Origin of the sequence: Nostoc sp. DedQUE04, from assembly GCF_034530995.1 — a bacterium.
In the GTDB taxonomy this organism is placed as follows: Bacteria; Cyanobacteriota; Cyanobacteriia; order Cyanobacteriales; family Nostocaceae; genus Nostoc.
The window spans coordinates 49140-59206 of the sequence record NZ_JAVRCA010000053.1; the positions used below are offsets into that span (position 1 = coordinate 49140).

8 protein-coding genes are annotated in these 10067 nt (G+C 42.9%); 4 read left to right on the forward strand and 4 right to left on the reverse strand.

Features of this window, described 5'->3' with window-relative positions; all coding sequences use genetic code 11:
- Positions 1–26 precede the first annotated feature (26 nt).
- From RM049_RS28505 to RM049_RS28520, 4 genes are all read right to left on the reverse strand, one after another.
- Positions 27–2555: a mannose-1-phosphate guanyltransferase gene (locus tag RM049_RS28505; RefSeq protein WP_322706570.1), complete on the reverse strand. Its 2529-nt coding sequence runs from the start codon at positions 2553–2555 to the stop codon at positions 27–29.
- 78 nt (positions 2556–2633) lie between these two features.
- Complete coding sequence (locus RM049_RS28510; RefSeq protein WP_322706571.1) at positions 2634–2786, reverse strand: hypothetical protein; 153 nt, start codon at positions 2784–2786, stop codon at positions 2634–2636.
- 30 nt (positions 2787–2816) lie between these two features.
- Positions 2817–4676 carry a glycosyltransferase gene (locus RM049_RS28515; protein WP_322706572.1) on the reverse strand — a complete coding sequence of 620 codons (1860 nt, stop codon included), beginning with the start codon at positions 4674–4676 and terminating at the stop codon, positions 2817–2819.
- 106 nt (positions 4677–4782) lie between these two features.
- Positions 4783–6021 (reverse strand): glycosyltransferase, encoded by a 1239-nt coding sequence (locus RM049_RS28520; RefSeq protein ID WP_322706573.1) that lies wholly within the window; start codon positions 6019–6021, stop codon positions 4783–4785.
- Positions 6022–6935: 914 nt separating this feature from the next.
- On the opposite strand from RM049_RS28520, the gene RM049_RS28525 reads away from it, so the two are divergent.
- From RM049_RS28525 to RM049_RS28540, 4 genes are all read left to right on the forward strand, one after another.
- The gene (locus RM049_RS28525; RefSeq protein ID WP_322706574.1) at positions 6936–7859 is read left to right on the forward strand and encodes an energy-coupling factor ABC transporter permease; all 924 of its coding nucleotides are present in this window, start codon (positions 6936–6938) and stop codon (positions 7857–7859) included.
- Positions 7852–8505 (forward strand): energy-coupling factor transporter transmembrane protein EcfT, encoded by a 654-nt coding sequence (locus RM049_RS28530; protein ID WP_322706575.1) that lies wholly within the window; start codon positions 7852–7854, stop codon positions 8503–8505. The genes RM049_RS28525 and RM049_RS28530 overlap by 8 nt, the downstream gene beginning before the upstream one ends.
- Positions 8506–8597: 92 nt before the next feature.
- A complete protein-coding gene (locus RM049_RS28535; protein WP_322706576.1) occupies positions 8598–9362 on the forward strand; it encodes an ABC transporter ATP-binding protein in 765 nt (254 codons plus the stop codon).
- A gap of 165 nt (positions 9363–9527) precedes the next feature.
- Positions 9528–10004 carry a hypothetical protein gene (locus RM049_RS28540; protein ID WP_322706577.1) on the forward strand — a complete coding sequence of 159 codons (477 nt, stop codon included), beginning with the start codon at positions 9528–9530 and terminating at the stop codon, positions 10002–10004.
- Positions 10005–10067 lie beyond the last annotated feature (63 nt).

Genomic DNA, 10067 nt, shown 5'->3' on the forward strand with positions numbered 1-10067 from the left:
TTCAATTACGAATTACGAATTACGAATTACACTTCGGCGGGTTGATATTCTTGTTGTCTTTCCACAAAAGTCTGAACACGGGTGCGGTAGTTTCTCACAGTCTCATCTACCCATTCGCGATCGTTGCTATTTGCATACAAATGCACCAGTGGTTCGCTGGCATCTGGTAAAACTAACAGCCAACTGTCATCGTAGGGTTGACAAATTTTCACTCCATCAATTAATTCTAGATTTTGGGCTGGGTGAGTTTCTACCAAGTAACGCATTAAAGCACCCTTAGCTGTCCACGGGCAACGGACTGTATAACTTTTGTGAATTACACGGGGCAATTCTGACCGCGCCGCAGCAAGCGATCGCTCCTGGATAGTCAACATCTCAATTATCTTGGCAATGCAGAACATAGAATCAAATCCCGGATGCAGTTGCGGGAAAATAAAACCAGTATCTCCACTACCTCCTAATACCACATTCTGGTTTTTCTGGCAAGCCTCCATTAAAGCTGTAGGGTTGGCTTTAGTGCGAATCACTCTACCATCATGGCGACGGGCGACTTGTTCAATAGCACTAGAAGCATGAACTGGTACAACTACTGTTCCTCTGGGGTTAGCAGTTAATATCATGTCTACCATCAGTGCTGTTAACATTTCCCCGCGAATTGGGTAGCCTGATTCATCAACTAAAATTAGCTGTTCTCCATTAGCGGATACTTGCACACCAAAGTTAGCTTTTAATGCCTCCACTACATGACCTAACTGAGTCAGCAATCCTTCGCGATCGGTGATTGACATTGCCGTTTTATTGACACTGGCATTCAATACCACTGCATCAGCGCCAAATTTATCCAACATTTGGGGTAAAACTGCCCCTGATACTGCATAAACATAGTCAATCACCACTTTTGCCCGACTGTTGCGGAGTGTATGAACATGCAATAGTTTCTCAAAAGCAGTGCAATAGCGCTCCATGACTTGGCTGGGGTAAGATACATCGCCAATTTCATGAATTAGCGCCCGCCGCATATCTTCCTTAAAGTAAGCCCCTTCAATTTTCTTTTCCAGGGCTTTGGTGATATTAATGCCCTTGGCATCCATGAATTCAATCAGAATATAGTCAGGGCGGTCTGGGTGTACCCGGACGTGGATACCACCAGCTACCGACATTGTGGGTATAACTGTACGGGCGATGGGGATAGCTGTAGCATCAAGGTTTTGAATGTCAACACCTACCGACATTAAACCTGCAATCAGCGATCGCGTCACCATCCGAGAGACATTACGCTGGTCGCGGGAAACTGTTACTTTAGAACCAGGTTTCAAAGTAGAACCGTAAGCAGCTCCCAATTTCACAGCAAATTCTGGAGTAATGTCGATATTAGCTAATCCTTGAACACCACGTTGACCGAATAAATTTCGTTGGGCAGTGTTCCCCCAAATTAAGTTAATGTTTAAAACTGCCCCTGACTCAATCTTTTTACTGGGCCAAACGCGCACACCAGGGCTAATTTGGGCTTCTTCTCCTACCGTAGAAAGCGAACCTACAACAGCAGCTTCTAATACATGGGCGCGGCGGTCTACACGAGTGCCACGGGAAATTACACAGGCAGAAAGATGTGCTTCATCGCCAATAAATGCCCCATTCCAGACGATGGGACGTTTGAGATTAGCATCAGCGCCAATAGTGACATTATCCCCAATTACGGTTCCTGCCTCAATCTGTACTCTTGCCCCAATACGGCAATTGTCACCAATCACAGCCGGGGTTTCAATCACAGCCGTGCGATCGATGTAAGTATTTTGACCTACCCATAATTCATGAGAAACTTCTTTATAGGCAAAATCCAACTGGACTTTTCGATCTAACGCGTCATACTGAGCCTCACGATAGGCATCTAAGTGACCGACATCACACCAGTAACCTTGAGCAATGTAACCATACATTGGCTCATCTTTTGCTAGCAGTAAGGGGAATAAGTCTTTAGAAAAGTCACATTCAACGTTTGCTGGCAGATATTCCAAAACTTCTGGTTCGAGAATATAAGTACCAGTGTTGACGGTATCAGAAAAAATTTCACTACTAGAGGGTTTTTCTAAAAATCGTCGAATCCGGGCTTCCTCATCAGTAATCACCACTCCAAATTCAATCGGGTTGGGAACCCTGGTTAAAATCAAAGTAGCTTTTGACTGTTTTTGTTTGTGATATGCGATCGCCCCCGTCAGGTCAAAATCTGTTATGCTATCCCCGCTAATCACTAAAAAGGTTTCATCAAGAAGTTCGGCAATGTTTTTTACACAGCCTGCTGTACCCAAAGGTTGGTCTTCTTCGACAGCATAAGTCATCTGAACGCCAAAATCGCTGCCATCTTGAAAATAGTCTCGCAAGACATCAGGTAAATAATGCAATGTTGCAATAACTTCTGTAATTTGATGTCGTTTGAGGAGATTGATAATATGTTCGGCAATTGGTCGATTTAGAATCGGCACCATCGGTTTTGGCAGATCGCAAGTCAACGGGCGAAGCCGCGTTCCCGAACCCCCCGCCATCAGTACTGCACGCATAAATCCTCCTTAACTAGTTACAGCTTTCGCTATTTGAAAAACGTGTCAGATATATTTTGTTTTTCTTTCTCTAGTCTCCTATGGATATTGAGATTTGAGGAACTTCCACAAGATGCATATAGATTGGGGATTGGGGATTGGGCATTGGGCATTGGGCATTGGGCATTGGGCATTGGGCATTGGGCATTGGGGAGAAACTTGTTCAATATTTCTCCCTGTTATCTTTCTCATCCCCCCAGTCCCCAGTCCCCAGTCCCCAGCTTATTGGCAATGATAAAGTTCATATTCGTAGCCGTCTACGGGTGGCAAAGATTGAGTATCAGATATAACACATATTTTCACGGTTTCTGCTACGGGTGCGTGAAAGTTTACCAGCCACAAGTCAAAAGGTCGTGGTAATTTTTTTAAAGTATTTTCCAGAGCAATGGTGGAAGCATTCGGATCTCGATCTTGATGAGCAAGGAGAAACAGGGGATTTTGGAGTGAATTTGCACGTTTAATCTCCCTCGCGACTCCCATCATTTCCCCAGTGTGTACATAAGTTTTGTGGGTGGTGGCAATCAGTACTGGTTTTGGGGATGTTTGTTGAATTAGTTGCACAAACAGGTCAGGACGATAATATTTTTGATAGCCGAGATTGCAAACTACTGTAACTGCACTGAAAAATCCCATTAACCAAATTAACATTACGGCTTTTTTCCCGTTTATTCCCCATTTCCCTATGCTTGTTATCCCATTTTTCCCTGGCTCTGTTTCCATCTGGGGAGGATGCCAACAAACTGCGAGACTTGCGCCTAGTAAAACCACGATCGCGGGAAAGTAAACAAAGTTATATCTAGCACCTCTGGTGAGGTCAATACCCAAAAAGTACGTAAAGATAAAGAATATTGCGATCGCACTGATAACGACTCCAGCAAGTACCTGAATCATCATCCGGCTTTCTGGGTGCTGTAGTTGAAGTTTAATCCCACGCAGCAAAATTGGTACTGCCCAAATAAAGAAAGTCAGCATCACTATTCCAGAAGGAATCACAATCAAAGCTTGAGAAGATTCAACTGGTAATAGGGAAATCATGGCAATCAATGTTCCTAAAGCTTGAAAAATTGGGCTTAACCAATCTAGTCCAACGCGCGAACCTCGAATCCACTCGGTCAAAGCACCACGATTTTCATTCTCTAACAAGGTTGGTATCCAAATTAAACCCGCTACACAAGTACCTATGACAACGGCATAGATGCGCCGCCAAGGAGGAGAGAAGAAAAGAGAAAATTTGCTACTATTTTGCAATTGAAGCCAAGCCAGAAAAATCAAAACTACGACTTCTGTGCAAAGGGTAAGGCTGAAAAAATAATGAGTAGCAATACCTAAAGCATTAGTTACTATCCAGAAAAGTGCTATCCATATAGGTAAAGGTGTGCGGTTTTGAATATGACGTGTGGCAATTACTAAGCAGGTGAGAGAACCAATTACCCATAAGATTGCCAAAGTATAATGACGCGCTTCTTGTGCTAAAAATACGCCATAAGGTGATACTGCCATCATCGCAGCAGTCAAGTGTCCCACTAATGACGAACGAAACGCTACTCTACCTAATACGTAAACACACGGAATGGAGGCAGCACCGAATATAGCTGGTAGCAATCGCGCACCAAATAGCGATATTAATCCTCCATCGCTGTTAAATAACTTCATCCACAGGTAAGCCAGCACAAAATACAGTGGTGGATGATTATCTTGTGTCGCTAAGTTATGAATGACATCACCAATAGTTGCAGCTGGGTTTAGTTGCAGTGGTTGTAATAGGATATCAGGTGCGATCGCTCGATCGAGGGGAACTGATATAAAAGTATTCCCCAAGCTAAACACCAAGGTGGCAAACTCATCAGTCCAAGGAGGCTTTGCAGTCAAGTTGATTAGGCGCAAGCTGATGCCGACAATCAACCATATTAAGATCGCCAAGAGATGAACCCAGAAAGGAGGAAGGCGATGCCAATTATGCCAATGCTTGCGTTGTGAGCCAGAGTTTTTATCTGCCAGAGGCAGGAAATGTATAGCAGATGCAGATAGCAACGAGATAATTTGTTTGTAAAAATAAAATGCACCTTGGAAAAGAACTCTCATTGCTGGGCCTCACAGTCATGGATTTGTAGATTTGACGTTTGAGATTTAAGTTCGTTCGTTCTAAAATCTAAAAACAAAAATCTAAAGCTCAAATCCCTCGTTGTGATTATTTCACGTCTGTGACGCGCCAGCTAAGTTTCAAATTAACCCAGAAATTCCAAATGGTAGCAACTGCGATCGCGATCAACTTAGCTAAATACTGATTTATTTCCAAGATATTATAGAGAAAGTTAATTATTAAAGCTTGTAATATAACTCCTGCCAAACAGACCGCACTGAACTTCAAGAATCGCTTGAAACGTTGATGTGAAGCACGTTGCCTCTGAGAAATATCACTAAAAGTCCATATATCATTCCATAAGAAATTATTTACGATTGCCACTCCAGCTGAAAGAATCGTACTGCGGGTTAAACCTAAATGAATTACAGTACGCAGCAAGTGAAACACCGTTAAATCCACAAACACACCACTAAAGCCAACAAACCCAAAACGGACAAATCGACCGATAGGGAAATTGACTTTTCTTTGCAATCGTCCTACTTTACCTGTGGAAAGCCGCAATCGCACTAAGTGGTGGATGTAATCTATATATTGCTTCCATGTCACCTTACTCTCGCCCTCTTTGCGTTCGCAGAATACATACCCAACTTCGGCAACTTGGTCTACTTTTCCCCGGCCAATTACTTCTAGGAGAATTTTATATCCAACTGGATTGAGTGTTACACCTGCGATCGCACTCCGACGCACCATAAAATAACCACTCATCGGGTCAGAAACTCTGCCCAATACCCCCGGTAAAATTACCAAGCCTAACAACTGAGCGCCACGAGACAAGAAACGCCTAACAACACTCCAGCTACTAACACCGCCTCCTTCTACATGACGGCTAGCTACTGCCAAATCTGCTCCTTGCTCAATATTAGCCAACAGTTGTATTAGTACCTCTGGTGGATGCTGCAAATCTCCATCAATCACCCCCAACACACTACCTGTAGCTGCTTGCCATCCACGAATCACTGCTGAGGATAGCCCCCGTTCCTGTTGGCGTCGCATCACTCGCAACTGGGGGTATTCTGTCGTTAAAGATTGCGCTATCTCCCAGGTTCGGTCTGGGCTATCATCATCTACCACTATTAGTTCATACTTTTCTGCAATAGATTCATCCAGTAATTGACTCAATATGCTGACTACATTCTTAATATTGTCACGCTCTTTATAAGTAGGAATTACTAGAGAAAGATGAATAGAATTATCATCTGTACCCACGGGGTTGGGGGGCAACTCTGAAATCTTTAGCGGGCCGGTTGATACTGTTAACAACGAGTTCGATGAGTTTGTTTTCATATTCCAAATTGCAAAACGAGGGTGTGTAAAGTCCGTGGAAAATAGAATCAAACATCTGGTGCCTTTATTGACTGAACCTAGTTACTCAAAAGTTGAGGAATCCTTTTGTTACAGTTAGTTGCCCTAAAAGTTTAGTAATTTCCGCACTTCGATTCCCAGTATTTTCCTAAATTCATCTAAGTTTTACATCTTACCCCTTATTTTTATGATATTATACGAAGAATTACGTATTTTTAGCAAAACCTCATGTACTTTTAAGTAAACTAAGTCAGCAAATATACAGTTTATTCAGCATATCTTTATAATTATTTAATGAGACTACAGGGAATATTAATTTAGTATGGAGTATCAGAAATTTTGTTAATGTGCTTATACATTATTATGATTTTTACAGCAAGGTAAAAATAAAGTGCAAATATTGATTACATAAGCTTGTTACCCCCGTAAAAACTTATTTGTTGATGCAATAAAGAATTAATTAAACACTACAAAACAAAAAAATCAAAACATTTTTTTTGGAGAAATAGTTAAAGCTATTTCTTCACTGTAAGAGCAGCTATAAATTCCTGTCTGATTTTTGAAAAAGCGAACTACTCCATAAAGTAAGAGGTAGCTAAAGTTTCTTTATTATCTCTTTTTCGGAGTAATTTGATCGACAAAATGAGACGAGATAAGTACAGTCCCATTCTGTCAACGTTTAGCAATATAAAAAATCAGTTTAACAAAAATTAATATATTACTAAATAAGTATACTAATTAGTAGAGACTTGATTTAAAATATGTCAAAAGTAACATTATAAAATCCCCCGGTAGGGCATTGCAAAAAAGAGAAAAATTTTGTTTGTTATTAAAATGATGGCGTAGTTTTATTGCTTGTTTTGAATAAATGAACCTCTAAAAATACAGGGTAGATCATGCATATTCCTGATGGATTTGTTTCTATTCCAGTGGCTGGGGCTACTGGTTTAGCGAGTGTGGCAGCGTTATTTGTTGCCTTCGGGCGATCGCAAGAGGCTTTTGGTATTCGTCGTGCCCCGATATTGGGACTAACCACTGCCTTCATTTTTGCTGCCCAGATGATCAATTTTCCAGTAGCAGGAGGTACTAGTGGTCACTTGTTAGGGGGAACCTTAGCTGCGATCGTTTTGGGCAGTCCTTGGGCAGGAACGTTGTGTATCGCCACAGTTTTAATTATTCAAGCCGTGTTATTTGCTGACGGTGGCATTACAGCCTTGGGAGCAAACATTTTTAACATGGGAGTGATTGGTGTTTGGGTTGGCTGGGTTTTAACCGAAACCTTGCAACGGCTGTTTGGGGGGTCTAAAGGGCGCTTACCCTTGGCTGCTGGGATCGCCGCTGGTGTGAGTGTAGTGGTAGCTGCGATCGCTTGTGCCATTGAATTAGCCCTCTCTGGAACTGCACCGGTAGCCATAGTTTTACCAGCCATGACTGGTGTGCATATTTTGATTGGTATTGGCGAAGGAATGATTACTGGGGGTGTGCTGACTTATCTGGCCACCGCTCGACCAGATTTGTTACCAGGCGAACAGCACGAGTTTCGTGGCTGGTCAGTGCCTATTGTCACCATTTTTTTGATTGCGGGGGTGCTGTCACTCTTTGCTTCAGCATGGCCCGATGGTTTGGAGAAAGTTGCCGAAAATACAGGTTTCATTAACTTAGCCGAGAAAGTACGGATAATTGTGCCGACTCCCTTAGCTGACTATGGAATTGAGGGTTTAGGGCCAATTGGCACTAGTATCGCTGGGCTGGTGGGAGCTGCGGTTTGCTTTGCTGTTGCCTTTGGAATTGCCAAGGTAGTGAAACCGAATAATGCTTAAACTTTCCTTACCGCTACGCTTACAACTGTCTCTAGCGATCGTGGTGGGAGCAGCTTTATTAAAGCATCATGCCTGGTATGGACTAAGTGTATATGGCGCGATCGCACTTTTATGGGCTTGCTTCTTGCGCGTACCAATTCGCCAATTGGGAGGATTACTCGGCACAGAATTGATTTTTTTGTCATTGCTAGCATTGCCCTTGGGATGGGAACGAGCCAGTTTTTTGCTAGTTCGTTCGCTGGTTTGTCTGGTGACGATGAATAGTTTTTTGTTAACCTTACCGCCCCACAGTTTCGGCATTGCCCTGAAAAGCTTACCAGTACCAGCACCTTTAAAGGAAAACTTGTTATTAGCTGGGCAATATATGGAAATTTTGTTCTCAGAAGTAACGCGGATGCGGCGCAGCGCTCAACTACGCGGTTTGAATGGAACTACGGGATGGTTGCGCTATGCCAGTGCAGCCATGATTGGAGCTTTGTATCTCCGCAGTCTAGATCGAGCCGAGCGAGTCTATGCGGCAATGGTAGCTCGTGGTTACAACGGACAATTACCCATAGATTCTACCCTTAGACCAAAAGAACGTTTTGCCTTATTACTAGCTTGGGCGATCGCTGCTAGTGTAACTCTAACTTCTTACAAGATTTAACCCACTCGTTAGTACAGACGCGACTAATCGCGTCTCTCACTAAAACGCGATTAATCGCGTCTCTACTCCCTTACATATTGAGTTTGTAAATTTTGAAATCATTAACTTCTAATCCTCAATTATCAACCGATAATCCCCATGCAGCCGTAGTCGAGGTTAAGAACCTGGTGTATGCATATTCCCACCAGGAGCCAGTATTACAGGAAATATCTTTTACCTTGAACAAAGGCGATCGCGTTGCATTGATGGGAGCAACAGGTTCTGGAAAAAGTACCTTGTTGGAGAACTTAATCGGCTTAAAACAACCGCAATCTGGGAAAATAACGATTAATGGCATTCCTGTAGAACCACAAACTTTACCCCAAGTGCGTCGTCAAATTGGCTTTAGCTTCCAAGATGCCAACGACCAACTATTTATGCCGACTATCTTAGAAGATATTACCTTTGGGCCACGTAACTATGGAATCAAACCAGCAGAGGCTAGCGATCGCGCTAGGCAGTTATTAGCTGATTTTGGTCTAGAAGCCTACGCTAATCGTTCCGCCCACGAACTTTCTGGTGGACAAAGGCGCCTAGCCGCCCTGGCCTCAATTTTAGCCCTAGAACCAACAATTCTAATTTTGGATGAGCCAACTAACGGTCTCGATCCAGCATGGCGTCGTCATTTGGGGCAAGTATTATTAAAGTTACCTGTGCAAGCGATTTTAATTGCTTCCCACGATCTAAATTGGTTAGGCAGAGTCACTCAACGCGCTTTGGTACTGTCTGGTGGTCGTATTCAAATAGACAGCGATATTCAAGCACTGTTACAAGATGGTGCTACTTTAGACCAGTTGGGTTTGCCGATAGATTGGTGATTTGGGCATTGGGCATTGGGCATTGGGCATTGGGCATTGGGCATTGGGCAGGGGAGCAGGCGAGAAATTACAGTAAGTTTTTCCTCCTTGCCCCTCTGCCCAATCCTCTCATTTACCCGTAATATTGGATACTATATTGTGGGTTTTATTGCTGTTGGGGTGTTAATGTCTGTTTTACGTAAATATACTGTTCTTGCTCCTGTGAGCCTAAGTATTGCTTTGTTAGTTGCTAGTTGCAGTGACAATAAAGTTTCTCAGTGTCAGCGACTAATTCGAGTTGTGAATGCTGGAACTTCTCTAATTGATAAAAATAAAGGAACGCAAGTGATAACTAGCATACAGCTATCTAAAGATTTAGACTTTGTGACTAAATCCATTGGAGAACTGAAGCTAACAGATCCGAAGCTGAAAGAATTTCAAAGCAGTTTTGTGAAAATTTTTCAAAATCTTAGTCAAGCGATCGCCAAAGCAGGTAAAGCGCTTGGTGCAACCAAGACAGCACAAGCCTCAGAATCTGGCAGAGAAAAAATCCAAAAGGCTAGAGTCGAAATTGATTCAGCACTGACAACAGCTACAACTCTTGGCAAACAGTCAGATACATTAGTGAATCAGATGAATAAGTATTGTAGCGAGCCAGAATAATCTATCTGGGGCATTGGGCATTGGGCATTGGGCATTGGGCATTGGGCATTGGGCATGGGGCAT